Origin of the sequence: Mesorhizobium sp. CA5, from assembly GCF_020165105.1 — a bacterium.
Lineage (GTDB): Bacteria > Pseudomonadota > Alphaproteobacteria > Rhizobiales > Rhizobiaceae > Mesorhizobium.
The window spans coordinates 117,469-140,780 of record NZ_JAIUHJ010000011.1; the positions used below are offsets into that span (position 1 = coordinate 117,469).

The 23,312-nt window shown below is 64.6% G+C and carries 23 protein-coding genes; 3 read left to right on the top strand and 20 right to left on the bottom strand.

The genetic code is table 11. The annotated features are described in order from the left end of the window. Window positions 1–83 precede the first annotated feature (83 nt). The 4 genes from LB529_RS16405 to LB529_RS16420 are packed head-to-tail and all read right to left on the bottom strand — an operon-like array spanning window position 84 to window position 4,790. The gene (locus LB529_RS16405) at window positions 84–1,082 is read right to left on the bottom strand and encodes an ABC transporter permease subunit (protein ID WP_140845601.1); all 999 of its coding nucleotides are present in this window, start codon (window positions 1,080–1,082) and stop codon (window positions 84–86) included. Continuing rightward, a complete protein-coding gene (locus tag LB529_RS16410) occupies window positions 1,079–2,635 on the bottom strand; it encodes a sugar ABC transporter ATP-binding protein (RefSeq protein WP_224711656.1) in 1,557 nt (518 codons plus the stop codon). The genes LB529_RS16405 and LB529_RS16410 overlap by 4 nt, the downstream gene beginning before the upstream one ends. Then, a complete protein-coding gene (locus LB529_RS16415; protein WP_224711657.1) occupies window positions 2,632–4,011 on the bottom strand; it encodes an FGGY-family carbohydrate kinase in 1,380 nt (459 codons plus the stop codon). Before LB529_RS16415 ends, LB529_RS16410 begins: the two co-directional genes overlap by 4 nt. Continuing rightward, entirely contained in the window at window positions 4,008–4,790 is a 783-nt protein-coding gene (locus LB529_RS16420) for a DeoR/GlpR family DNA-binding transcription regulator (protein WP_095769331.1), read from the bottom strand. Before LB529_RS16420 ends, LB529_RS16415 begins: the two co-directional genes overlap by 4 nt. Before the next feature lie 193 nt (window positions 4,791–4,983). Between LB529_RS16420 and LB529_RS16425 the strand changes: the two genes are divergently transcribed. From LB529_RS16425 to LB529_RS16435, 3 genes are read left to right on the top strand one after another with little or no spacing between them, the layout of a single operon-like run. Next, window positions 4,984–6,024: a class II aldolase/adducin family protein gene (locus LB529_RS16425; protein WP_224711658.1), complete on the top strand. Its 1,041-nt coding sequence runs from the start codon at window positions 4,984–4,986 to the stop codon at window positions 6,022–6,024. A gap of 4 nt (window positions 6,025–6,028) precedes the next feature. Then, window positions 6,029–7,306, top strand: a complete 1,278-nt coding sequence (locus tag LB529_RS16430) for an FGGY-family carbohydrate kinase (protein WP_224711659.1) — start codon at window positions 6,029–6,031, stop codon at window positions 7,304–7,306. After that, a complete protein-coding gene (locus LB529_RS16435; protein WP_224711660.1) occupies window positions 7,303–8,154 on the top strand; it encodes a TIGR01459 family HAD-type hydrolase in 852 nt (283 codons plus the stop codon). The genes LB529_RS16430 and LB529_RS16435 overlap by 4 nt, the downstream gene beginning before the upstream one ends. A gap of 9 nt (window positions 8,155–8,163) precedes the next feature. On the opposite strand, the gene LB529_RS16440 is transcribed toward LB529_RS16435, so the two are convergent. The 16 genes from LB529_RS16440 to LB529_RS16515 all read right to left on the bottom strand — a co-directional run bounded on the left by LB529_RS16440 (window position 8,164) and on the right by LB529_RS16515 (window position 23,258). Then, window positions 8,164–9,231, bottom strand: coding sequence for an ABC transporter ATP-binding protein (locus tag LB529_RS16440; RefSeq protein ID WP_224711661.1), 1,068 nt, complete (start codon window positions 9,229–9,231; stop codon window positions 8,164–8,166). 3 nt (window positions 9,232–9,234) lie between these two features. After that, window positions 9,235–10,083, bottom strand: coding sequence for a carbohydrate ABC transporter permease (locus LB529_RS16445; RefSeq protein ID WP_095769336.1), 849 nt, complete (start codon window positions 10,081–10,083; stop codon window positions 9,235–9,237). After that, window positions 10,083–11,006, bottom strand: a complete 924-nt coding sequence (locus tag LB529_RS16450) for a carbohydrate ABC transporter permease (protein WP_224531429.1) — start codon at window positions 11,004–11,006, stop codon at window positions 10,083–10,085. Before LB529_RS16450 ends, LB529_RS16445 begins: the two co-directional genes overlap by 1 nt. A 191-nt stretch (window positions 11,007–11,197) precedes the next feature. Next, a complete protein-coding gene (locus tag LB529_RS16455; protein WP_224711662.1) occupies window positions 11,198–12,475 on the bottom strand; it encodes an ABC transporter substrate-binding protein in 1,278 nt (425 codons plus the stop codon). 24 nt (window positions 12,476–12,499) lie between these two features. Further along, window positions 12,500–13,720, bottom strand: a complete 1,221-nt coding sequence (locus tag LB529_RS16460) for a PLP-dependent transferase (RefSeq protein WP_224711663.1) — start codon at window positions 13,718–13,720, stop codon at window positions 12,500–12,502. Next, a complete protein-coding gene (locus LB529_RS16465; protein WP_140688122.1) occupies window positions 13,717–14,448 on the bottom strand; it encodes a FadR/GntR family transcriptional regulator in 732 nt (243 codons plus the stop codon). Before LB529_RS16465 ends, LB529_RS16460 begins: the two co-directional genes overlap by 4 nt. A gap of 141 nt (window positions 14,449–14,589) precedes the next feature. Next, the gene (locus tag LB529_RS16470) at window positions 14,590–15,249 is read right to left on the bottom strand and encodes a DUF2161 domain-containing phosphodiesterase (protein ID WP_224711664.1); all 660 of its coding nucleotides are present in this window, start codon (window positions 15,247–15,249) and stop codon (window positions 14,590–14,592) included. A 68-nt stretch (window positions 15,250–15,317) separates the two neighbouring features. Next, on the bottom strand, window positions 15,318–16,595 hold the full coding sequence (locus LB529_RS16475) for an L-fuconate dehydratase (protein ID WP_224711665.1): 1,278 nt from the start codon (window positions 16,593–16,595) through the stop codon (window positions 15,318–15,320). 69 nt (window positions 16,596–16,664) lie between these two features. After that, complete coding sequence (locus LB529_RS16480; protein WP_224711666.1) at window positions 16,665–17,396, bottom strand: SDR family oxidoreductase; 732 nt, start codon at window positions 17,394–17,396, stop codon at window positions 16,665–16,667. A gap of 18 nt (window positions 17,397–17,414) precedes the next feature. Beyond that, the gene (locus LB529_RS16485; RefSeq protein WP_224711667.1) at window positions 17,415–17,861 is read right to left on the bottom strand and encodes a MaoC/PaaZ C-terminal domain-containing protein; all 447 of its coding nucleotides are present in this window, start codon (window positions 17,859–17,861) and stop codon (window positions 17,415–17,417) included. An 8-nt stretch (window positions 17,862–17,869) separates the two neighbouring features. Beyond that, window positions 17,870–18,943 carry a Gfo/Idh/MocA family protein gene (locus LB529_RS16490; RefSeq protein ID WP_224711668.1) on the bottom strand — a complete coding sequence of 358 codons (1,074 nt, stop codon included), beginning with the start codon at window positions 18,941–18,943 and terminating at the stop codon, window positions 17,870–17,872. After that, window positions 18,936–19,265 (bottom strand): L-rhamnose mutarotase, encoded by a 330-nt coding sequence (locus tag LB529_RS16495; RefSeq protein WP_224711669.1) that lies wholly within the window; start codon window positions 19,263–19,265, stop codon window positions 18,936–18,938. Before LB529_RS16495 ends, LB529_RS16490 begins: the two co-directional genes overlap by 8 nt. A gap of 10 nt (window positions 19,266–19,275) precedes the next feature. Next, window positions 19,276–20,388 (bottom strand): mandelate racemase/muconate lactonizing enzyme family protein, encoded by a 1,113-nt coding sequence (locus LB529_RS16500; RefSeq protein WP_224711670.1) that lies wholly within the window; start codon window positions 20,386–20,388, stop codon window positions 19,276–19,278. A gap of 1 nt (window position 20,389) precedes the next feature. Next, the gene (locus tag LB529_RS16505; RefSeq protein WP_224711671.1) at window positions 20,390–21,487 is read right to left on the bottom strand and encodes an ABC transporter ATP-binding protein; all 1,098 of its coding nucleotides are present in this window, start codon (window positions 21,485–21,487) and stop codon (window positions 20,390–20,392) included. 5 nt (window positions 21,488–21,492) lie between these two features. After that, window positions 21,493–22,359, bottom strand: coding sequence for a carbohydrate ABC transporter permease (locus LB529_RS16510; RefSeq protein WP_224711672.1), 867 nt, complete (start codon window positions 22,357–22,359; stop codon window positions 21,493–21,495). A 2-nt stretch (window positions 22,360–22,361) separates the two neighbouring features. Next, window positions 22,362–23,258, bottom strand: coding sequence for a carbohydrate ABC transporter permease (locus LB529_RS16515; RefSeq protein WP_224631391.1), 897 nt, complete (start codon window positions 23,256–23,258; stop codon window positions 22,362–22,364). Between the last annotated feature and the right edge of the window lie 54 nt (window positions 23,259–23,312).

The following is a 23,312-nucleotide window of genomic DNA, read 5'->3' on the forward strand; positions in this document are numbered from 1 at the left end:
TTACTTGCTTCCTCCGATTGCCCCGCGCCTCTCACGGTGCGTTACACACAATCCGGCCCGTCTAGGCCGGCGACCGAGGTCAATCACGTTCTTGCTCCGGCCTGCAGCCGGTAACGGTCGAGGGCGACCGCCACGATGATGACCAATCCCTTGATGATGTACTGCCAGATGTCCGAGACACCGGCCAAAATGAGCCCGTTGGAGAGCACGGCGATGATCAGCCCGCCGATCAACGTGCCCCAAATCGAGCCGACGCCGCCGACGAAGCTGGTGCCGCCGAGAATGACGGCGGCGATGGCATCGAGCTCGTAGGACTGGCCTAGCTGCAGGCCATTGGCGGCGTAGAGTCTCGCCGCCGACATGACGCCGCCGAGGCCCGCGAGCAGGCCCGACACGCCATAGACGAAGAGCAGCACCAGCGGCACCTTGATGCCGGTGAGGCGCGCCGCCTCGGCATTGCCGCCCACGGCATAGATCCAGGTGCCGAGCACGGTGCGCTTGAGCACCAGCCAGGACAGCACCACCACGGTCAGCGCGATGATGACAAGCCAGGGAATGCCGAACAGTGAGCCATTGCCGATGAAGTCGAAAGGCAGGTCGGAATTGAAGACTGTCGTATCCTCGCCGAGCAGGCGGGCGACGCCGCGCACGGCGGTCAGCGAGCCCAGCGTGACAATGAAGGGCGGCAGCTTGATGTAGGCGACAAGCAGCCCGTTGATGACGCCGAAGCCGAGGCCGAGCAAAATGGCGGCCGGAATGCCGAGCATGCCCCAGTCCGGCACCAGCGACACCAGCACAGCGACCATCGCCGAGGCCGCGAGGATCGAGCCGACGGATAGGTCGATGCCGCCGGTGAGGATGACGAAGGTCATGCCCGCGGCCAGCACGATATTGATCGACGACTGCTGGCTGACGATGAGCAGGTTGGTGCCGGTAAGGAAGCGCGGGTTGATGAACTGGAAGCCGACAGCAAGCAGCACCAGAACCGGCAGCATGCCGAGCGCGGCGAAGGCCGTGCGCAGCCGTCGGCTCCTGACCGCTGCCTGATCCGCCGCTTTCGCCACTGTTGAGCTGTCGGTCATCTTGTCGGTCCTTCCTTGGCCGCCCCCGTCGCAAGTTCCATGATTTCTTCCTGACGCAGCGGCCTGCCCTCCGACGCCGTCACCTCGCCGGCGATGGCGCCGTCGCGCATCACGAGCACGCGGTCGGCCACCCCGATTACTTCGGGCAGTTCGCTGGAGATCATGAGAATGGCGATGCCCCGGCCGGCAAGACTGTCGATCAGCCGATAGATCTCCGACTTGGCGCCGACGTCGACGCCGCGCGTCGGCTCGTCGAGGATGACGATCCTGGGCTCGGTCTCAAGCAGGCGGGCAAGCAGCACCTTCTGCTGGTTGCCGCCCGACAGTGAGCCGGCATTGGCCTGCGCCGAGCGCGTGCGGATCGAGAGATCGGCGATGGCCTTGGCGGCACGCCGCTCGGCGGCGGTGAAATCACGAAAACCGCCGGCGCGCGCGTCTTTCGCAAGCACGCCCATATTGATGTTGTCGGCGATCGACATGTCGAGGAACAGCCCGAGCTCCTTGCGGTCCTCGGTGAGGTAAGCAATGCCGGCCTCCAGCGCCTCGCGTGGCGAAGCGATGGCAATCGGCTTGCCGTCGAGCTCCAGTTCGCCCGCGCTGCGGCGGTCGGCGCCGAAGATCAGCCTCGCGAGTTCGGTGCGGCCGGAACCAACCAGCCCCGCCAACGCCAGCACCTCGCCGTGGTAAAGATCGAACGAGCAGTTCTTCAGCAATCCGCCGTCCGACATGCCGCGCACCGACAGCGCTACCCGGCGCTGACTGTCCGGCGGCCGGTGATCCTTCTTATAGAAGGCCGAGAGATCGCGGCCGACCATCATCGAGACCAGGCGCGACGCATTGAGATCGGCGCGTTCCAGCGTGCCGACATAGCCGCTGTCCCGCAGCACGCTGACGCGGTCGGCGAGCTGGTAGACCTCCTCCATGCGGTGGCTGATGTAGATGATGGCAATGCCTTGCGCCTTCAGCGCCCCGATCACCTCGAACAGCCGGTCGGTCTCGCGCGAGGTCAGCGAGGTGGTCGGCTCGTCCATGACGATGATGCGGGCGCTGGTCGACAGCGCGCGGGCGATCTCGACCAGCTGGCGCTCGCCCAGCGACAGGCTGGAGACCGCGGCGCGCGCCGAAAAGGAAACGCCGAGCCGCTCGATGATTTCCTTGGCGCGACGGTTGCACTGGTCGCGGTCGACGATGCCGAACCTACGCGGCTCGTTGCCGAGGAAGATGTTCTGCGCCACAGTCAGGTTCGGCGCCAGCGACAGCTCCTGGTAGATGACCGCGATGCCCTGGGCGCGAGCCTTGATAGGATCGCCGCTGGCGACCGGCGCACCGTCGATCAGGATCTCGCCGCCGGCATCCGGCCGATAGGCGCCGGACAGCACCTTCATCAGCGTCGACTTGCCGGCGCCGTTCTCGCCCATCAGCGCATGCAGTTCGCCGGCATTGACGGTGAGCGATACGTCGTGCAGGGCCCGGACGGAACCAAAGGTCTTGGAGATGTGGCGCATCTCCAGCACCGGCCTTTGCGACGCCTCGACGCGGGCGGCGGCGCTCATCGCGCACCTCCTGCCGCCGCGCCGGCGATGTGGCGTCCGGCAATAAGGCCGCGCCAGTCGTCGCGGTAGCGATCCAGGCCTTTGAAGTCCGCGGCGCGTACCGGCTCCGGCCTATCGGCAGCGAATTCGCGGCCGATGCTCTCGAAGGCGAGAGCCGCGGCGCCCGTGGCGCTGCCTTCCAGCGTGGCCCCCTGCAGGAAGGATTGGCCGGGCCGCAGCGCCGCCAGGAGGCCGGCAAGCATCCCATCCGCATTCAGTCCGCCATCGACGATGACGGTGTCTGCCGAACGGATCAGGTCGAGCGAGAGATCGATCATCAGAGCCACATAAAGCAGCGCTACGGCGGCGCGCTCCCCAGCACCGGAAACGGGCCCGAGGATCTCGCCCGTCCGGCCCGGCAGCGGTCCGCCCGGGGCAAAGCTCGGCACGGCCATCGTGCCGGCGTCGATCGCCCGCTGTATGGCGGCCGAGGCGATCGCGCCTTGCCAGTTGCCGCTGATCACGGCGAATTCGCGCCCGCCCATGAAGCGGATCGTAGGCACCGGGCCGCCATCGACATCGACATTGGCCAGCATGTCGCGCTCGCTGTCGAGCGCCTCGAACGGACAGTCAGGGTTGAGAACGATCACCCAGGTGCCCGTCGACACCACGGTAAGCGGCCCGATGTCCTGCCGGCGATAGGCATGGAGCGCGGCATTGCTATCATGAACGCCGTTGTGAATGGCGACCGGTCTGCCCGCCCGGCCAAAGCGCCGCTCGCCAATGACGCCGCCGGCGTGCGCGAAGGCGGGCATGCGGCCCCGCCAGCCCTCGGCATCGACCAGCGAGGAGAAGTCACGCTTGCTCGGTGCCCACAGATGCGAGTGGCAGCCGAGATAGGAGACTTCCGAAACGGCGTGGCCGCCGAAGCGCCAGCTCCAATATTGCGGATAGCCGAGAATCGCCTTCGCCGCCGAGAACGCGCCGGGCTCCACTTCTTTCAGCCACAGCATGTGGCGGCCATAGTTGAAGCCGAGCGGCAGGCGCGGCGAGAAGGTCTCGGCGAAATCGGGAATGCGCCGATCGATCCGCGCGGCGATCTCGGCGGGCGGCTCCTGCTCATAGTCTAGGATCGGATGCGTCAGCGCCGTATCGTCGACCAGCGCGAAGGTGCAGCCGTGGCCCGACACCATCAGACCTTCGATGCCGTGGGCATCAGCGGCCTCGTTGACGGCGTCCAGCGCCCAGTTATGCAGCGCCGTTTCGTCAAGCACGCTGAGCCCGCTTTTGCGTATCCAGTCGGGTTTCGTGCGCCGTTCGTCGAGGATGCGCCCGTCCTGGTCGAAGACGAACAGCTTCGAATTGGTCTTGCCGAAATCGAGCACCGCCACCTTCACTGGACGGCTCCCGAAGGCGAGGCGATACGCACGGTGACACCGGCATCTTCCAGCATGCGCGCATCGGCGTCGGACAGGCCGTCATCGGTCACCAGCGTGCCGATGCGCGACAGCGGCAGCGCGACATTGCGGGCGTGGATCGACAGCTTCCGGCTGTCCGCCAGCACGACGATCTGGTCGGCGCAAAGGCTGAGATCGATAATCGAGCGCACCAGCAGCGGATGCGATTCCAGCACGCCCTCATGGCCGAGGCCCTGCGCGCCGAGAAAGAACTTCGAGGCATAAAACGGCACGGCCTGGGTGAGCGAATGGATGATGCCGGGCTCGCGGTGCAGATCGCCGCCGGCGATGGTCAGGCTGCAATGGCCATGATCGCTGAGATAGGCGGCGAGCGGCATGGAATTGGTGAAGAGGCGAATGTTGCGGTCGGCAAGCTTGACGCCGAGATGGAAGCAGGTCGAGCCGCCATGGACGATGACCGCATCGCCGTCGCGCACCATGGTGGCGGCTACAGCGGCGATTTGCCGTTTGGCATCGACCGCCAGGTCACGGTTCTCGTCATAGGGCCTCGCATAGGCGATGCCGGCATGCGAGGCGCCGTCGAGCGCCGAGATGCCGCCATAGACCTTCCTGGCTTCGCCGGCCTCGTCGATCTTGTCGATGTCGCGCCTGACCGTCGCCGCCGACACGCCAAGCCGCTCCTGCAGTTCACGCACCGAAGCGAACGGCCGGTCCCGCAATAGCTCGACGATCTGACGCTGGCGGCCGGAGTCGCTCAACTCTTCCTCCCGACAATGCCATTTTGCATGACAATTGATGCAACTTACTCAACATCAGTCGGATTGCAAGCCCGTTTTGACGATAATAGATCACTGTTGACGTAGATCGCTCGCATCTGCGATATCAGCACCAATCATTCTCCTGTAATGGGAGATCGTGCGAGACCGACCGAGCCGTTGGAGGAAGATCGCCATGGCGACCACAGTTGATGCGCAGGAGCTGGCCGCCTTGCGGACACTTTCGGCAGCCATCGGCGACGATCCGCACCTGACACAGGCAGCCGGCGGCAACACATCGCTGAAGGCAGGGGACACGCTGTGGATCAAGGCCTCCGGCACCTGGTTGAGGGACGCGCTGACGGACGACATCATGGTACCGGTCGCGATGGGTCCGCTCGTCGAGGCCCTCGAACGGCGTGATCCGAGCGCCGACAAGCCGCAGGCCTTTGCCATCGATGCCCTCAATCCGCGCGGCTTGCGCCCTTCGATCGAGACCATCGTACACGCGCTGATGCCGCAGCGAGTGGTGCTGCATGTCCACTGCGTCGAGACAATTTCACTCGCCGTTCAGGCCGATTGCGAGATCGAGGCCGGGCGGCGTCTCCAGGGCATCGCGTGGGCTTATGTCCCCTATCGCCGGCCGGGCCTGCCGCTTGCCCAGGGCATTGCCGAGCGTCTCGGGCAGGGGGTCGACGTGCTGATCCTCGGCAATCACGGACTGGTCGTCGCAGCGGAGACCGTGGCCGAGGCGGAGCGTCTGCTGCACCGGGTGAGATCGCTTTTGGCCCGCCCGGCGCGGCAGACACCGATCCCGGATATAGCGGCGCTGGCGGCACTTGCCGACGGCAGCGGTTACCGATTGCCGGCGGATATCGAGGCGCATGCGGTGGCGCTCGATGCGGACAGCCGCCGCATCGCCGAAGCCGGCAGCCTCTACCCTGACCACGTCATCTTCCTTGGCCGGGGCTCCGTGGTGGCAAGGCCTGGCGAGAAGGTCGCCGACGTCGTCGCGCGGCTGGGCACGAACCCCGTCGCGGTCCTCTTTCCAGGCGCCGGCGTGCTGATGCGCGGCGACGCCAGCTCCGGCGCGGACGCTATGCAGCGCTGCCTCGCCGACGTGACCGCGCGGATCGACACCACGGCGCGATTGAATTATCTCACCGCCGCCGAAAATGACGAGCTGGTCAACTGGGATGCCGAGCGGTATCGCCAGAGACTCAACGCGGCGGGTTAGGCGAATGGCGCCTCTTGCATTAGGCATCGACATCGGCACCTCCGGAGCGCGCGCCGTCGCGATGCGTCCGGACTTCTCCACCGCCGCGAGCGCCGCCGTGCCGCTCGAGCGCTTCGGCGCGAACGGCCGCGATCCGGCCGTTTGGTGGGCCGCCGTCGAAGCGACACTGCACGAGCTTTTTTCGCGCATCGATCGCATGGCTGTGCGCGCGATCGCCGTGGACGGTACGTCGGGAACCGTGCTGCCGACCGACGACGCCGGACGGCCGCTAGCCGAGCCGCTGATGTACAACGACAAGGTTCCGGATGCGGCCATCCTCGCCGTGATCGCCGGCACGGCGCCGGAGGCAAGTGCTGCGCATGGGGCGACCTCCGGTCTCGCCAAGGCGCTCTGGTTCCAGCGCCTGCCTGGCATCCACGCCGTGCTGCACCAGGCCGACTGGATTGCCGGGCAATTCTCGGCCCGCTTCGACATCAGCGACGAGAACAACAGCCTGAAGACCGGCTACGATGCCGAGGCGCGCCGCTGGCCGGAATGGATCGCGGCGACCGGCATGCGCGTGGAGCTTCTGCCCACCATTGTCAGGCCGGGTAGCGTGACCGGCAGGCTTACGGCCGCCGCCGCCGACCTGTTCGGGTTGCCGCGCGATGTCGCGGTGGTCGCCGGCACCACGGACGGCTGCGCCTCTTTCTTGGCGACGGGCGCGGCGGCCGCGGGCGACGGTGTCACCGCTCTCGGATCGTCGCTGACCATCAAGATCCTGTCCGACCGGCCGATCTCGGCGCCGCGCTACGGCATATACAGCCACCGGCTCGGCGATGCCTGGCTCGCGGGCGGCGCGTCGAACACCGGCGGCAAGGTGCTCGCCCAGCATTTTTCGCTCGCGCGCATCGTCGAACTCAGCGCCGCAATTGATCCCGCGACGGAGACCGGCCTCGACTATTATCCGCTCGGTTCGGCCGGCGAACGTTTTCCGGTCACCGATCCAACGCTCCAGCCGCGCCTGCTGCCCCGACCGGAATCGGACGCCGACTATCTCAAGGCGATGCTGGAAGGCATCGCGGCCATCGAGGCGCTCGGCTACCAGAGGCTCGCCGAACTCGGCGCGCCGAAGCTCACCTCGGTTCGAAGCGTCGGCGGCGGCGCCGCCAATGCCGCCTGGACCGCGATCCGACGGCGCAAGCTCGGCGTCGATTTTCTGCCGGCGCTCTCCGATGAGGCTGCGGCTGGCACGGCGCGGCTGGCGCTGATGGGCGTAAAGGAGGCGGGGCTGCTGCTGTGAGCGCGAAGCACGCCGTGCATCTCGACGGGATCGCAGCGCTCGCCGAACGCTACGAAGTGTTCCTGCTCGACCAGTTCGGCGTGCTGCATGGCGGACAACAGGCTTATCCCGGCGCGGTCGAAGCCCTGTCGGCGCTGAAGCGCGCCGGCAAGACCGTGGTGCTGATCTCGAATTCCGGCAAGCGGGCGGAGCCAAACGAAGGGCGGCTGCTGAAGCTTGGTTTCGAAGCGGGAAGCTGGGATCATTTCGTCTCATCCGGCGAGGTGGCTTGGCGCATCTTCCGAAACATGGCGGACTCGGGCGCGCTGCGGGCTGGCACGAGATGCCTGCTGATCAGCCGCGACGAGGACCGTTCGGCGATCGAGGGCCTGCCACTCGTTCTGACCGAGCGCGGCGATGACGCCGATCTGGTGCTGATTGCGGCCAGTGAAGGCGACCGCTACGACCTCGACCACTACCGAAGACCTCTCGGCCCGGCGGCGGCGCGGAAGGTGCCGTGCTTCTGCACCAACCCCGATCGGATCATGCTGACCGCGGTCGGACCGCGCTTCGGCGCCGGCGAGATCGCCGATCTTTACGAACAGCTCGGCGGCAGCGTCACCCGTATCGGCAAGCCCTATCCGGCGCTCTACGAAGCTGCGCTGGCGCTTGCGGGACATCCGGCACTCAGCGATGTGATCTGTGTCGGTGACAGTGTCGAGCACGATATAGCCGGCGGCAACGCGGCCGGCGTGTCGACCGCGCTGGTGATGACGGGAATATTGGCCGACAGGAGCGACCTGACGGGGCTGTTCGCAGACCTTGGCGCGTGGCCTGACTACACTCTGGGCGCTTTCCGCTGGCGCTGATCCGCGGACCTATCCAATCCGGTTTCCGCTCTTCGGATCAAACAGATGCAGCGCAGCCGGATCGGCGCCGAGGCGGATGATGTCGCCCGGCCTCACATCGCTGCGGCCCATGACGAAGACGCAGACCTGCTGGTTGGCCAGCCTGACATAGAACTGGGTCGACAGGCCGAGCGGCTCGACCACCTCGACCTCGGCCTTCAGCGCGCCGTCGTCCACGAGCTTGATGTGCTCCGGCCGCAGTCCGATGGTGAGGTCGTCGCCATCGCTCAGCGGCAGGCCATCCGGCAGCCGCAGCTTCTGGCCATCGGCGAGCACGGCATCCGCCTTGCCGCCCTTGGCGACCTTAGCCGGCAGGAAGTTCATACCCGGCGAGCCGATGAAGCCGGCCACGAAGGTGTTGACCGGACGGTCGTAAAGCTCCAGCGGGCGGCCGACCTGCTGCACATAGCCGTCATGCATGACGACGATGCGGTCGGCCATGGTCATGGCCTCGACCTGGTCGTGGGTGACATAGACCGACGTGGTCTTGAGCTGCTGGTGCAGCGCCTTGATCTCGGCACGCATATGGACGCGCAATTTGGCGTCGAGGTTGGAGAGCGGCTCGTCGAACAGGAACACCTTGGGGTCGCGCACGATGGCGCGGCCCATGGCGACGCGCTGGCGCTGACCGCCGGAAAGCTGGCGCGGCAGTCGGCCGAGATAGGCGTCGAGGCCGAGCCGCTTGGCGGCAGCACCTACCCTGCCGTCGATCGTCGTCTTCTCGGCCTTCTTCAAAAGCAGGCTGAAGCCCATATTGGAGGAGACATCCATATGCGGGTAGAGCGCGTAGGACTGGAACACCATGGCGATGTCCCGGTCCTTCGGCGCGACGTCGTTGACCAGCCGCTCGCCGATATGGATCTCGCCGCCGGTAACTTCCTCCAGGCCGGCGATCATGCGCAGCAGCGTGGACTTGCCGCAGCCGGACGGGCCGACCAGCACGACGAACTCGCCATCGGCGATCTCGAGATCGACGCCGTGCAGGATGCGCAGCGCGCCGTAATCCTTCTCGACGTTTTGCAGCGTGACGGAAGCCATCTTTTATCCTTTGACCGCGCCGGCGGTGAGGCCGGTGACGAGATAGCGTTGCAGGAAAGCGAAGAAGACGCAGACCGGGATCAGCGCCAGGATGGAGGCCGCCATCATCTGCCCCCAGTCGACGGCGAACTTGCCGATGAAGGTGAGCAGGCCGACGGCAAAGGTCTTCTGCTCGTCGCTGGAGATCAGCATCAGCGCGAACAGCAACTCGCTCCAGGCGGCGGTGAAGACGAAGCCCAGCGTCGCGCCCATGCCGGGCAAGGTCAGCGGCACGATCACCCGGCGCATCGCCTGCGCGCGGGTGCAGCCGTCAATCATCGCCGCTTCCTCCAGGTCTTTCGGGATGCCGTCGAAGAAGGACTGCATCAGGAAGGTTGCGAAGGCGGTGTTGAAGGCGGTGTAGATGATGATCAGGCCGATCAGGCTGTTGGTCAGGCCGAGGTCGCCCATGATGCGGTAGATCGGCGGGATGACCATGACCAGCGGGAAGGTCTGGGTGAGCAGCAACAGGATCGCCAAAGTCGCCTTGCCGCGGAAAGTGAAGCGCGACATGGCATAGCCGGCAAGAGTGGCGATGACGGTGACAAAGGCGGCCGTCGACACCGAGACGATGACGCTGTTGAGGAAATAGCGCGGAAAGTCGGAGGCCTCGAGCACGGTGGCGAAGTTCTGAAAAGTCGTCTGCGACGGCCAGAAGGTGATGCCTTCGGAATAGAGCAGGCGTTCGGGCGTCACCGAGATCTTCAGCGTCCAGAAGATCGGAAACAGCGCGAAGATCACGTAGGCCGCGATAGCGCCGTAGAGACCGATGCCGCCGAAAATGCGCGAGGAGGTGGAGCGACCGGCGATCATCAGACGTGCCTCACCAGGGTGCGGCGGATGGCGATCAGGCCGATGGCGTAGGCGATCAGCAGCACCAGAAGCAGCACCGCGACTGCCGAGGCGTAGCCTTTGTCCAGCGACTTGAAGGCGCTGACATAGATGTAGACCGGCACCGTGCTTGTGGAGCCGGCCGGCCCGCCCTCGGTCATGACGAAGATCAGGTCGGCGAAGGTGGCGATCCAGATGGTGCGCAGCATGACGGTGATGACGATGGTCGGCGCCAGGAAGGGCAGCGTCACCTTGGTGAAGCGCTGCCAGGGCGAAGCGCCGTCGATGGCCGCCGCTTCATGCAACTCGGAGGGGATCGACTTTAGCGCCGCCAGCAGCGTGATGGCGAAAAAGGGAATGCCGAACCAGATGTTGGCGACGATCGGCCCCCACATGGCGGTGGCGGGATCGGACAACACGTTGGTCGGCTCCGCCTTCAGGCCAAGCGCGAACAACCAATGCGGCAGCGGCCCGATGATAGGGTTGAACAGCCAGGCCCAGGTGAGGCCCGAGAGAAAGGACGGCACCGCCCAGGGCAGGAATACCACCGCCTGGACGACCTTGCGGCCGTAGAAGGGCTTGTCGAGGAGCAGCGCGAGACCCAGGCCAAGGAAGAACTGGAAGAACAGGCTGGCAACCGTCCACCACAACGTGTTGATCAGCGCCTGGCCGAGCACTTGGTCGGAGAGCATCGCCTGGTATTGGGCAAGGCCGACATATTGCGACTTGAAGGCCGAGAATTTGCGGAAGGAATAGCTGATGCCGATGATCAGCGGCACCAATAGCACCAGGACCAGCAGGACGATCGCAGGCGATAGATAGAGCCACGGCTCGATCGCGGCCTTGCTCAGCCGTTGCTTTCGCGGCCGGGCGGCGGATCGGATTTCGGAGACGGCGTAGGTCATACGTTTTGGCTCTACGGTGGTGAGTGGGTGCCGGCGGGCAAAACAGCGTTCTTCTCCCCGTAAAACGGGGAGAAGATGCCGGCAGGCAGATGAGGGGCGGAGCCAGCCTTTCAGAAGTCAGCGCTGCCCCTCATCCGGCCCTATCGGGCCACCTTCTCCCCGTAGAACGGGGAGAAGGAAATGGCCTGCGTTTACTTCTTGTTCTTGGCCAGCCAGTCCTGCTGTTCCTTGGTCAGGAACTTCGCCCATTCGTCGGCCACGTCCTTGGCCGGCTTCTGGCCGAGCAGCACTTCCTGAAAATTCTTGATCGCCACCTGGTCGACGAAGTTGCCGAGGTTTTCCAGATGCGTCGGCGGAGTCACCATTTCATATTTGGAGCTGTCGTTGAGCTCGGTAAACCAGCCCTTGAACTGCTCGGTCTTGAAATGCGCGTCCTGGTCGGCGCCGTTGTGGATCGGGACGACACCGACTTCCTTGGCCCATTCCAGATTGTCCTTGGGCGACAGAAGTGTGGCCATCAGCTTCCAGGCCTCGTCCTTGTGCTGGGAATTGGCGAACATGGCCCAGCCGGCATAGCCCAGCGTCGGATAGGACTTGCCGCTCGGGCCCACTGGGAGCGGCGCGACGGCGAAATCGTCGGCGCTCATCTTGTCTGCGATGCCGAGCAGCGCGTCCGGATCCTGGTTCAGCATGGCGCAGGTGCCGGAGTAGAAGCCGGTCACCGTCTCGTTGAAGCCCCAGCTCACCGAATCTTTCGGCGCCAGACCGTTCTTGTACATGTCTGCCAGCATCTGCAGGCCCTTGACCGAGCCTTCGTCATTGATGGTCGAGACACCGTCGTCGGTGAAATAGCCGCCCTTGCCGTCGGCGATGTTCATGAACATGTGCATGCCGTTGAAGGCGCCGGGGCCGCCGCGCAGGCAGTAGCCGTATTTGCCGGGGATCGCGGAGATCTTCTTGGAGAAGGAGACGAACTCGTCGAGGTTTTCCGGCGGACGGTCGAGGCCGGCTTCCTTGAACAGCTTCTTGTTCCAGAACAGCGCGTTCACATAATAGCCATAGGGTATCATGAACTGCGTATTGTTGACTGTCGAGCCGAACTGCTTGGCTCGGTCGCCAAGCGTCTTGGCGTCGGGCCACTTGGCCATGTAAGGGCCGAGATCCTCAAGCTGCCCGTTGTTGGCATAGAGGCCCATCCAGCGCTCGGGCATTTCGACCACATCGGGCGTGTCGCCGGCCTGCACCATGGTGAGGAACTTCTCGAAGGCCTGGCCCCAGGGCAGCGAGACCACCTCCACCTTGATGCCCGGGTTCGCCGTCTCGAATTCGGCAATCTGCTTCTTCAGGAATTCGGTGCGCGGCGGGCTGGTGATGACCTCGACCAGCTTGATGGTGGTATCGGCCAGCGCGCCGCTGGCGGAAATCGCCAGGCCGGCTACGGCGGCAAACATGAAGGTCAGTTTTTTCATCTTCGGGACTCCCATTTTGGACGACTATTTTTTTGATTTGTCGAAGGCTTTACTTTTGTCGAAGGCTTGGGCGATGTCGGCCCAGAGGTCCTCGACATTTTCCAATCCGACGTTGAAGCGGATGGTTCGAGGGCTGACGCCGAAGCGCGCCATCGAATTGATGCCCGGCGTCTGCTCGAGCGAGGCTTTTGCCGGCACGACCAGGCTTTCATGGCCGCCCCAGCTGACGCCGATGCGGAAATATTTCAGGGCGTCGACGAAGGCCGGGATGTCGACATCCTCGGTGACCTCGAAGGAGAACAGCCCGGCATAGCCGGCTAAAGTCTTCTTGCCGGGGTGGTTGGAATAGGCGGGATGGTTGACCCGCTCGACCTTGCCATGCGCCTTCAGCCGCTCGGCAATGATGAGCCCGCTCTTCATGTGGTGCGGCAGGCGCAGCGGCAGCGTGCGCAGGCCGCGCAGCAACAGCCAGCCTTCGAAGGGCGACAGCTTGCCGCCAAGCTGGGAATAGGTCTGTTCGTTGATGTGCTTGATATGGGCGGCTGAGCCGGCCACCACACCGGCGACGGTGTCGCTGTGGCCGCCCAGATATTTCGAGGCCGAGTGCAGCACCAGGTCGACGCCATGCGAGATCGGCTTCTGGAAAACGGGGGTGGCCCAGGAATTGTCGATGGTGGTGACGATGCCCTGCTCCTTCGCCAGCCGCGTCAGATGCTCCAGGTCCTGCAGCTCGAACATCATCGAGGTAGGGCTTTCGAGGTAGAGCAGCTTGGCGCCGGGAAGCGCCGCGGCAACCGCGTCAGGATCGGAGCCGTCGACATAATCGACCTTGATGTGTAAGCGCGGGAACAGCCGCTCGAACAGGCGGTAGGCGTCGCCATAGCAGTTGCGCACGGCAACCATACGCTCGCCGGCGCCGACAAAAGCGAGCACCGTAGCGCTGATGGCCGCCATGCCGCTGGAAAAGCCGCGCGCGGCCTCCGCGCCTTCGAGCGCGGCGACACGCGCTTCGAATTCCATCACCGTCGGGTTGTCGCCGCGCGAATAGATCGGCTGCTTTCGCCGGCCGGCGAAGGTGTCGGCCATGTCGGCATAATTGGCGAAGGTGAACAGAGAGGTCTGGTAGATCGGCGGCACCACCGCACCGTCGGGAAACGGATCGTCATGCGCCAGAAGCGTCGCCGCCTCGCTGAGATAGTCGCTGGCCATCGAGGCCGGGTCGAAAGTGCTGGGCTGCTCGTTCATCTGCGGTCCGAAAGTTTGAGGTTGGCAGCGCCGCGCTTCAAATCGTCCTCGACGGTGGCGATGAGTTTTAGCGCCTCGGCGCGAGCGCCATCTGGGTCACGCGCGGCGATGCAATTGAAGATGGTCCGGTGATAAGGAAAACTGGCATGGCCGAAGTCGCGCACGCCAAGAGGATGCTCCCAGAAACGGTGGAACAGTTCGTACATGGCGGCGATGATCTGCTCGAACAGCGGATTGCCGGAAGCGCGAAAGATCGCCTGGTGGAATTCCCAATCCTCGTCCGAGGACATCCCGGCGCGGGTTTGGAAGGCCTCTTCCATGAGGTCGAGCTTGCGCTCGATCTCGGCGAGCTCGGCTTTGCCGGCACGAATGGCGCAGAGCGCGGCGGCCTCCGCTTCCAGCGCGCGCCGGATCTCAAGCGTCGACATCAGGCCGGCGAAATCATTGCCACCGGCTAATGTCAGCGGCATGTGCAGCATATCGGGCGAGACGGCGGCCTTGAGGTAGGTGCCCGAACCCTGCCGCCGCTCGACCAGGCCGAGGCCTTCCCAGCGCGTCAGCGCCTCACGCACCGTGTTGCGGCTGACCTTGAGGCGTTCGGCGAGGATGCGCTCCGTCGGCAGCTTCTCGCCGGGACCCAGAGCCTCCTGCCGCACGAACCCCGCCAAGGCCTTCAGCACCGCGTCGTCGCGCGCCGTCGTCTGGATGGGGGGCAGGAAATCGGTCACGCCGGCTGGGCCTAAAAGTGGTTCAATGGTCCAACCAATTTCTGCACAGGCGGAAAGATGAGTCAACAACCGAAACCAGGCCCGACGCCGAATGGCGGGTTTTCCGGTCACAAGGCGGATTGGTAAGTCGGCAAATCGCCCTTACAACGTCGCCGGCAAAGGTCCGATGGCGGCAAGGCCGGCTTCTGTCAGTGCATAGATGCCGCGCTCGGCGCGGGCGAACCAGCCATAGTAATTGTGCTGCAGGATGCTGGCGGCGCGCGGCGAAAGGGTTTTGAGGTCGCGCGGCCGTTTCGGGCCGTCGACCATCGCGGCGGCGCAGGCGAGCGCCTCCTGGCGATAAGCGGTCATGATCGGCTTCTTGCGCGTGCTGCCGCCGACGGACGGATCGCCCTTGCGGCGGTGATGCTCCTCGACCAGGCGCGAGCGCCGGCGCGGGTCGCGGCGCGGCGGCAAGGCGGCGGGACTGAGCAGCAGTTCCACCTCGCCCTTCTTGCCGACGCCCAACAGGCCGAAGCCGAGACGGCGGCAGAGCGCGCGGAAGCGACGGTCGTGCTCACGGCCCTTGCCGCGCGCCGACATCAAGGCGGCCAGCCAGACCTCGTCACAGGCCGCCGCGCGATCGACGGCCTGCAGGACGAGCTCGAGGTTGAATTGCAGCTTGAGCTCGCAGATGACGACAACCGGCGGCTCGCCGGCACGCACGCCGACCACGTCGCAGCCGCCGATCTCGCCCTTGACGGCGAAATCCAGGCTCTCGAGGAACCGCTTCACCGGCTCGTAGAGGGAAGTCTCCTGCATTCGGCTGGCATAGCCGATTCGCAGCGGTCCAGTCGCGCGGGCGTAGTAACAGTTTGCAGCGTCACCTTTCAGGGCCGATGCAGGTAGTCCTCGATTGACTGTGCCTTCATCTCGATCGAGAAGCCGGGCGCACGGGGCGGCATATAGGCGGCATCGCGGATCACGCAGGGTTCGACGAAATGTTCATGCAGGTGATCGACATATTCGATCACCCGTCCGTCCTTGCTGCCCGACACCGCGATATAGTCGATCATCGACAGATGCTGGACATATTCGCATAGACCGACGCCGCCGGCATGCGGCCAGACCGGCAGGCGGTATTTGGCGGCGATCAGAAGCACCGCCAGAACCTCGTTCAGCCCGCCCATGCGGCAGGAATCGATCTGCACGACGTCGATCGCGCCGCCGGCGATGAACTGCTTGAACATGATGCGGTTCTGGCACATCTCGCCGGTCGCGACCTTGATCGGCGCGACAGCCTTGCGGATCTTCGCGTGGCCGGCGACATCGTCCGGACTGGTCGGCTCCTCGATGAAGAAGGGCTTGGCGAAGGCAAGGTCCTTGAGCCAATCGATCGCTTGGTCGACCTCCCAGACCTGGTTGGCGTCGATCATCAGGTAACGGTCCGGGCCGATCACTTCGCGAGCGATCTTGAGGCGGCGGATATCGTCGGCGCGATCGCGCCCTACCTTCAGCTTGATGTGATTGAAACCCTCGTCGACCGCTTCCTGGCAGAGGCGCCTGAGCTTGTCGTCGGGATAGCCGAGCCAGCCGGCCGAGGTGGTGTAGCAGGCATAGCCTTCGCGCTCGAGCGTGGCGATGCGCTCGGCCTTGCCGGCCTCGGCCCTCTTCAAAATCTCCAGCGCCTCGGCCGGCGTGATGGCGTCGCTGAGATAGCGGAAATCGACGATGCGCACGATCTCTTCCGGGCTCATCTCGGCGACCAGGCGCCAGACCGGCTTGCCGGCTTCCTTGGCCCAGAGATCCCAGACCGCGTTGACCACCGCGCCAACGGCAAGATGCATGGCGCCCTTGTCCGGCCCGATCCAGCGCAATTGGCTGTCGCCGGTGACGTGGTGCCAGAAGCGGCCGGGATCCTCTTTCACCCAGTCGAGGTCGAGCCCGACGACGAGGTGGCGCAGCGCTTCGATCGCCGCGCAGCAGATCTCGTTGCCGCGGCCGATGGTGAAGGTGAGACCATGGCCTCTCAGCGACGGGACATCGGTGTCGAGAATGACATAGGCGGCCGAATAGTCCGGGTCCGGATTCATCGCGTCCGAGCCGTCGAGACTTTGCGACGTGGGGAAGCGCAGGTCGAAGGTTCTGAGGGCTGTGATTTTTGTCATTGCTGCCTCGTACTGGCTCGCCTCGTAACTGGATTGCCGCCCGCGCTCAACCTGGCTGCCGCAACGGCCTCAGATCGACCAGCCGCCGTCGATATTATAGGCCTGTCCTGTCGTGTAGGTGGCGCCGGCGAGATAGACGGCAAGGTCTGCGATCTCGTCCGCCGTGCCGATCCTACCCATCGGCTGGCGGGAGATGAAGGCCGCGCGCGCCGCCTCATAGTCGCCCTGAGCCTGCATGCGGCCCTGAAGCGACGGGCTCTCCACAGTGCCGGGGCAAATGGCGTTGCAGCGGATTCCTTTAGCGACGTAGTCGGCGGCAATCGATTTTGTAAGCCCGATCACGGCCGCCTTGGTCACGCCATAGGCGAAGCGGTTCGGCACGCCCTTCGGCGCGCCGGCGACGGAGGCCATGTTGATGATCGAACCGTCGCCGCGCTCCAGCATGCCGGGCAGCACGGCGCGGATGGTGCGGATCATGGCGCGCACATTAAGATTGAAGGCAAAGTCGAGATCCTCGTCCTTCATCTCCAGGATCGAGCCGGCATGGACGAAGCCGGCGCAGTTGAACAGCACGTCGACGCGGCCGATTTCGGCGAAGGCGGCCTTCACCGCATCGTCGTTCAGCACATCGAGTTTTCGCGTCGTAATGCCAGGCGTCTTGCCAAGCTCGGCCAAGGCCGCCTCGTTGATGTCGGTGGCATGGACGATCGCGCCGGCCTTGGCGAAAGCCAGCGCGCTTGCCCGTCCTATGCCCTGCGCGGCCGCCGTGACGACCACGACCTTGCCAGTGATATCCGCCATGTTCTTTGTCTCCGTCTTTCAGCCGGGCCGTCGCTCGACGATATAGATGTGATCCGCCGCCAGCACGATCTCGTCGTGCTGGTTCAAAACCTCGACGTGTTCGATGACGCGTCCCGCGTTTGGCCGTTTGGGGTCGTCTTCCTTGGCGGCGATGGTGGTGCGCGTGCGGATCGTATCGCCGATGAAGACCGGCTTGATGAAGCGCAGCCGGTCGTAGCCGTAGGAGAAGGCGACCGGGTTGACGACGCTCGCCGTCAGCCCGACGCCGACCGAAAACACCAGCGTGCCATGCGCGATGCGCTGGCCGAAAGGTGTCGTCTTCATGAACTCGGCATCCATGTGATGCGGGAAGAAATCGCCGGTGTGGCCGGCATGGACGACGAAGTCCGTCTCGGTGATGGTGCGGCCGCTGGTGAGGCGCGACGAGCCGATCTCGTAGTCCTCGAAATAGGTGGTCTGTTCCATGTCCGGCCTTACGGCTTTGCAGCCAGCGGCGTCGCCGGCGCGGCACTCGATTTATAGGCGGCCTCGACCAGCGCCATTGTGTGCCAGGCGTCCTCGACGGAGCTGACCAGCTCCGCGTCTTCGCCGGATGCGAAGCGCTGGACATTGGCCATGCGGCCGACAAAGGCATCGGGGAACCATTCGCCGGCGAGCGACACGGTGACCCACTCCGAGCCGCCCTTGGGATGGATTTCCAGAATGTCCGGTTCGCCGCGCGGATAGTCGAGGTTGAGGCCGAGCTTGACATAGGCTGCGCCCTCTGTGCCGCAGATGCGGAACTCGCAAGCCTGATGGCGGCGCCCGAATTTGTGGTCGTGGTTGATCGAGAGCGCGCAGCGCACCGTATCGCCATAGTCGAGGATGGCGCTGGTGCGGGTCTGCGCGACCTTGTGATCGGGATGGCCGAGCGTCTTGGCATGCACGCCAAGCGGATTGCCGAGAAGCTGGCGGATCAGGTCGAGATAGTGGATCGAATGCATGGCGATCTCGACGCGCGGCGCCTTGAGCAGGAATTCCCAGAGCTGCCAGGGCGTGTCGAGCGCCAGAAGCGCGTCGAAATCCACCACCTCGCCCAGCCATCCCTTGGCAATGGCGTCCTTCAGCGCCAGCATCATCGGCGCGAAGCGGAGCTGGAAATTGACCGCCGCCTTGAGCTGCTTGGCGCGGCAGATCTCGAGAATTTCCGTCGCTTCGCCGAGATAATTGCCCATCGGCTTCTGGATCAGCGCCACCGCACCATCCGGCAAAGCCTTCAGCACCTCGGCATGCCGGCCCGGCGGGGTGGCGAGATCGAAGATCGCGTCCTTTACCGCAGCCGCTTCCTCGACCGAACGGAACGCCGTCACACCCCATGTCTCGGCCAGTTTTTGCGCCTTGGCCTGATCCGGATCGTAGAGGCCGGAAATCGGGAAGCCGGCCTTACGATAGGCGGGAAAATGCGCGTCGCCGACGATCGAGCCGGCGCCGAACGTCACGATCGAGCGCGGTTTTAAAGGCTTCGGCCAGGACTGCGCCAGCGATGCCGGATCGAAGGCATCAGTCATAATGGAAGACCTCGTCCATCGAGGCCCACCACTCGCCTTCCTTCCGCGTCTCAAGCGGCTCCTGACAGGGTATGCAAACGGACCACCATTCCTGCGTCTTCGGGTCGGCGGCCATCTTGGCCATGTCGGCGGCGTAGTCGGTGCCGTGATATTCGAAATAGGAGAAAAGCAGGTTCTCCGGCCGCTTCAGGTAGATCGAATAGTTCTTGATGTTACAGGCCGAGATCATGGTCAGCACGTCCGGCCAGACAGCAGCGTGAAGGCGGACATATTCTTCGACCTTTTCGGGCTTCAGGCCCAGCACCATTCCCATCCGCTGCATATCCGTCTCCCTATTTCGCGATCGCCGTGGTGAACTCGGCCATGCTCTTTGCCTTCACGGCGTCCCAGTCCCAGTCGATGCCGATCCCGGGCTCGCTGGGCGCCAGCGCATGGCCATTCTCGATGCGTATCTTGGCGCCCGTCAACTCGTCGAGTTGCGGAATATATTCGACATATTTGCCGTTCTGGATGGCGCAGACCAGGCTGACATGCAGTTCCATCAGGAAATGCGGGCAGACCGGCATGTCGAAAGCCTCCGCGGCGTGGGCGACTTTCAGCCAAGGGGTGATGCCGCCGATGCGACCGGCATCGACCTGGACGATGTTGCATGCACCCTTCTGCATGTATTCGCGAAAATGCCTTATCGAATAGAGCGACTCGCCGACCGCGATCGGCGTCGCGGTCGAGTTCGACAGCCGCACATGGCCGTCGATGTCGTCTGCCGGCAGCGGCTCCTCGATCCAGGCGAGATCGAGATCGCGCAACCGCTCGGCGCGGCGGATCGCCTCGTCGACGGAAAAGCCCTGATTGCAGTCGGTCATGATCTCGTAGCCGTCGCCGACCGCCTTGCGCACCGCCGACAGCCGCGCGACGTCCTCAGAACCGTGCGGCTTGCCTATCTTCACCTTGGAGCCGGTAAAGCCCTTGGCCATCGCTTCCAGTGCATCGTCGACCAGTGCCTGCGTCTCGATATGCAGCCAGCCGCCCTCTGTCGTGTAGAGCGGGCAGCGGTCCTTGGCGCCGCCGGCAAGCTTCCAGAGCGGCAGGTTCTGCTTTCTCGCGCGCAGGTCCCACAAGGCGATGTCGATGGCGGCCAGCGCGATCGCCGTGATGGCGCCGATGGTGGTGGCATGGGTGGCGAATTCGAGGTCGTGCCAGATCGCCTCGATCTTGTCGGCGTCGCGGCCGATCAGGCGCGGCGCGAGATGGTCGGCCAGAAGCCGCATCACCGACGAGCCGCCGGTGCCGATTGTGTAGCTGTAGCCGGTGCCCGATGCGCCGTCGGCATCGGTGATGGTGACGATCGGCGTCTCCTGGCTGACGAAGCTCTGGATGGCGTCGGTGCGCTTCACCTTCGGTACGAGGTCGACCATGCGCAGCTCGATTTTCTCGATTTTCGCCATGTCAGCTCCTCAGCGACTTGCCGGTTTCGGCGGAGAACAGATGCGCGCGGCTCAGGTCGAAGCTCATGCCGATCCTGTCACCTGCTTTCAGCGGCTTCGGATTGAGCATGCGCGAGACCCAGTCGGTGCCGTTGAACTCGGCGAAGACCAGCGTTTCGTTGCCGAGCGGCTCGGTGATGCTGACCGGCAGCTCGACGCGGTGGACTTCGGTCTCGCCGCCGGAGCTCAAGCCGTGGCCGGTCGGGTAGAAATCATCGGGGCGGATGCCGAATACGACCTTGTCGCCGGCAGCCGTCTTCGACTTGAACTGGCCGGGCAGCGGCAGGCTGTCGCCGCCGCTGAACATCAGCCTGCCGTCGCTCACCGTCGCCTCGTGCAGGTTCATCGGCGGCGAGCCGATGAAGCCGGCGACGAAGCGGGTCGCGGGACGGCTGAACACCTCGTCCGGCGTGCCGACCTGCTCGATATGGCCTGAGCGCATGATGACGATGCGGTCGGCCAACGTCATCGCCTCGACCTGGTCGTGGGTGACATAGATCACCGTCGACTTGACCTTGGCGTGCAGCTTCTTGATCTCGGTGCGCATCTGCGTGCGCAGCTTGGCGTCAAGGTTGGAGAGCGGCTCGTCGAACAGGAAGACATCCGGATCGCGCACGATGGCGCGGCCCATGGCGACGCGCTGGCGCTGGCCACCCGAGAGCTGCGAGGGGCGGCGCTCGAGCAGTTCGTCGAGGCCGAGGATGGCGGAGGCTTCGGCGACGCGCCGGTCCATGTCATCCTTGGCCGCACCCGCGATCTTGAGCGAGAAGCCGAGATTCTCGCGCACCGTCATGTGCGGATAGAGCGCATAGGACTGGAACACCATGGAGATGTTGCGCGAGCGCGGCGGCAGGTCGTTAACCATGCGCCCGCCGATGTCGATCGTGCCGCCGCTGATGTCCTCCAGCCCAGCGATCATGCGCAACGTCGTCGATTTGCCACAGCCGGACGGGCCAACCAGCGCGATGAATTCGCGGTCGGCGATATCGAGATCGATGCCATGCACAATCTCCATATTGCCGTAGCGCTTGGTGAGCTGTTTCAGCGAAACCGTTGCCATGGAAATCAACCTTTCACCGCGCCGGAGGTCAGGCCACCGACGAGGCGTTTCTGGACGATATAGGTGAGGGTCAGCGCCGGGATGATCATTACCACGGCCAGCGCGCACATGCCGCGCCAGTCGATGGTGAACTCGGCCGTATAGTCGAGTAGGCCGACCGGCAGCGTCTTGGAATTGACGGAACGAGTGAGTTGCGAGGCCAAAGCGAACTCGTTCCAGCAGGTGAGGAAGGCGAAGATGGCGGCCGAGGCGATGCCCGGACGCGCCAGCGGAAATTCGACCTGCCAGAACGCCTGCCAGCGCGTGCAGCCGTCGATCTGGGCTGCTTCGGCAAGGTCCTTCGGCACTTGGCGGAAGAAGCCGTCGATCAGCCAGATGGTGAACGGCACGTTGAGCGCGACATAGGCCAGGATCATGCCGATATGAGTGTCGATGATGCCCAGCCGCACATAGAGGAAGAACAAGGGCAGCGAGAGCGCGATGCCGGGCACGGTGCGGGTCAGCATCAGGCCGAGGAACATGCCCGACTTGCCGCGGAAGCGGTAGCGCGCGAAGGCGTAGCCGCCGGCCATGCCGATGGCCACCGCGATCGCCGTCGAGGTGACCGAGATGATCAGCGAGTTGCGGAAATAGTCGAGCACCGGGATGCCGCCTTTGCCGATGCCGCTGAACATGGCGACATAGGCGTCGACGGACAGCTGCTGCGGAATCCAGACCGGCGGCTTGGCCATGATCTCGACCGTGGGCCTGAGCGACGACAGCACGATCCAGATGCCCGGCAGGCAGATCACCAGCATGGCAAGGAATAGGCCGACGCGGTGCGCGACGGTGAGCGCGCGGCGCGTGAGGCGCGCGGAGGCGTTCTCGTCCATCCTCACCACTCCGCGCCGATCTGCGCGCGAGCCGCGGCGAGCTTGTTGTAGAAATAGACGGTGAAGGCGATCGATAGCAGAATCGAGAAATAGGCCATGGCATTGGCGAGGCCCATGCGGGCATCGCTGTAGGCCGTGCGCCCGACCAGCGTCCACAACAGCTCGGTGCGGCCGGCCGGGCCGCCATCGGTCATGATCTTGACGATGTCATAGGCTCGCGCGACATCGAGCGAGCGGATCGTCATGGCGATGTAGGCGAAGGGCATGACGAAGGGCCAGGTGACATAGCGGAAGGTCTGCCAGGGCGTGCAGCCATCGACGCGCGCCGCCTCGATCGGCTCCTTGGGCATGGCGAGCAGGCCGGCCAGGATCAGAATCGCGAAGATCGAGGTCGATGACCAGATCTCGGCGATCGAGATGGCGATGAAGGCGAGATGGCCTTCGATCAGCCACGGGATGGCGTCCTCAGTGATGCCCAGCGACTGCAGCGCATTGTTCACCAGGCCGATATTGTCGTTGAACATGAATTTGAACTGGAAGCCGACGAGGATCGGCGAGAACATCATCGGGAACATCATCAGCGTGCGCAGGATGCGCTGGCCGCGCGTTGCCTTCTCGACCAGCATGGCCAGGCCGAGGCCGAGCAGCATCTCGAGGTTCAGCGCGATGGTGAGCAACAGAACGGTGCGGCCGAAGGCCCACCAGAAATCCGCATTGGTGAGGATCGATAGATAGTTCCTGAAGCCGACGAAGACGAAGAAGGTCTCGGGCCGCGTCAGGCGGAAGGGCGTGAAGCTGGAATAGAGCGACAGGATCAACGGTAGCACCACCACAGCCGCCAGCACGACCATGGCCGGAAGCAGCAGCAGGAACGGCGCGGATGGCTTGAAGCCCTTCATCAGGATCCTGTGGTGTATTGCATTTCGGGCCGCCACGGGCATGGCCCCGGCCGG

Bases quoted from the DNA above. Each gene is read 5' to 3' on its own strand.
- LB529_RS16405 (WP_140845601.1), bottom strand. From the start codon at position 1,082: ATGACCGACAGCTCAACAGTGGCGAAAGCGGCGGATCAGGCAGCGGTC.
- LB529_RS16410 (WP_224711656.1), bottom strand. From the start codon at position 2,635: ATGAGCGCCGCCGCCCGCGTCGAGGCGTCGCAAAGGCCGGTGCTGGAG.
- LB529_RS16425 (WP_224711658.1), top strand. From the start codon at position 4,984: ATGGCGACCACAGTTGATGCGCAGGAGCTGGCCGCCTTGCGGACACTT.
- LB529_RS16430 (WP_224711659.1), top strand. From the start codon at position 6,029: ATGGCGCCTCTTGCATTAGGCATCGACATCGGCACCTCCGGAGCGCGC.
- LB529_RS16440 (WP_224711661.1), bottom strand. From the start codon at position 9,231: ATGGCTTCCGTCACGCTGCAAAACGTCGAGAAGGATTACGGCGCGCTG.
- LB529_RS16445 (WP_095769336.1), bottom strand. From the start codon at position 10,083: ATGATCGCCGGTCGCTCCACCTCCTCGCGCATTTTCGGCGGCATCGGT.
- LB529_RS16450 (WP_224531429.1), bottom strand. From the start codon at position 11,006: ATGACCTACGCCGTCTCCGAAATCCGATCCGCCGCCCGGCCGCGAAAG.
- LB529_RS16455 (WP_224711662.1), bottom strand. From the start codon at position 12,475: ATGAAAAAACTGACCTTCATGTTTGCCGCCGTAGCCGGCCTGGCGATT.
- LB529_RS16460 (WP_224711663.1), bottom strand. From the start codon at position 13,720: ATGAACGAGCAGCCCAGCACTTTCGACCCGGCCTCGATGGCCAGCGAC.
- LB529_RS16470 (WP_224711664.1), bottom strand. From the start codon at position 15,249: ATGCAGGAGACTTCCCTCTACGAGCCGGTGAAGCGGTTCCTCGAGAGC.
- LB529_RS16475 (WP_224711665.1), bottom strand. From the start codon at position 16,595: ATGACAAAAATCACAGCCCTCAGAACCTTCGACCTGCGCTTCCCCACG.
- LB529_RS16480 (WP_224711666.1), bottom strand. From the start codon at position 17,396: ATGGCGGATATCACTGGCAAGGTCGTGGTCGTCACGGCGGCCGCGCAG.
- LB529_RS16485 (WP_224711667.1), bottom strand. From the start codon at position 17,861: ATGGAACAGACCACCTATTTCGAGGACTACGAGATCGGCTCGTCGCGC.
- LB529_RS16490 (WP_224711668.1), bottom strand. From the start codon at position 18,943: ATGACTGATGCCTTCGATCCGGCATCGCTGGCGCAGTCCTGGCCGAAG.
- LB529_RS16495 (WP_224711669.1), bottom strand. From the start codon at position 19,265: ATGCAGCGGATGGGAATGGTGCTGGGCCTGAAGCCCGAAAAGGTCGAA.
- LB529_RS16500 (WP_224711670.1), bottom strand. From the start codon at position 20,388: ATGGCGAAAATCGAGAAAATCGAGCTGCGCATGGTCGACCTCGTACCG.
- LB529_RS16505 (WP_224711671.1), bottom strand. From the start codon at position 21,487: ATGGCAACGGTTTCGCTGAAACAGCTCACCAAGCGCTACGGCAATATG.
- LB529_RS16510 (WP_224711672.1), bottom strand. From the start codon at position 22,359: ATGGACGAGAACGCCTCCGCGCGCCTCACGCGCCGCGCGCTCACCGTC.
- LB529_RS16515 (WP_224631391.1), bottom strand. From the start codon at position 23,258: ATGAAGGGCTTCAAGCCATCCGCGCCGTTCCTGCTGCTGCTTCCGGCC.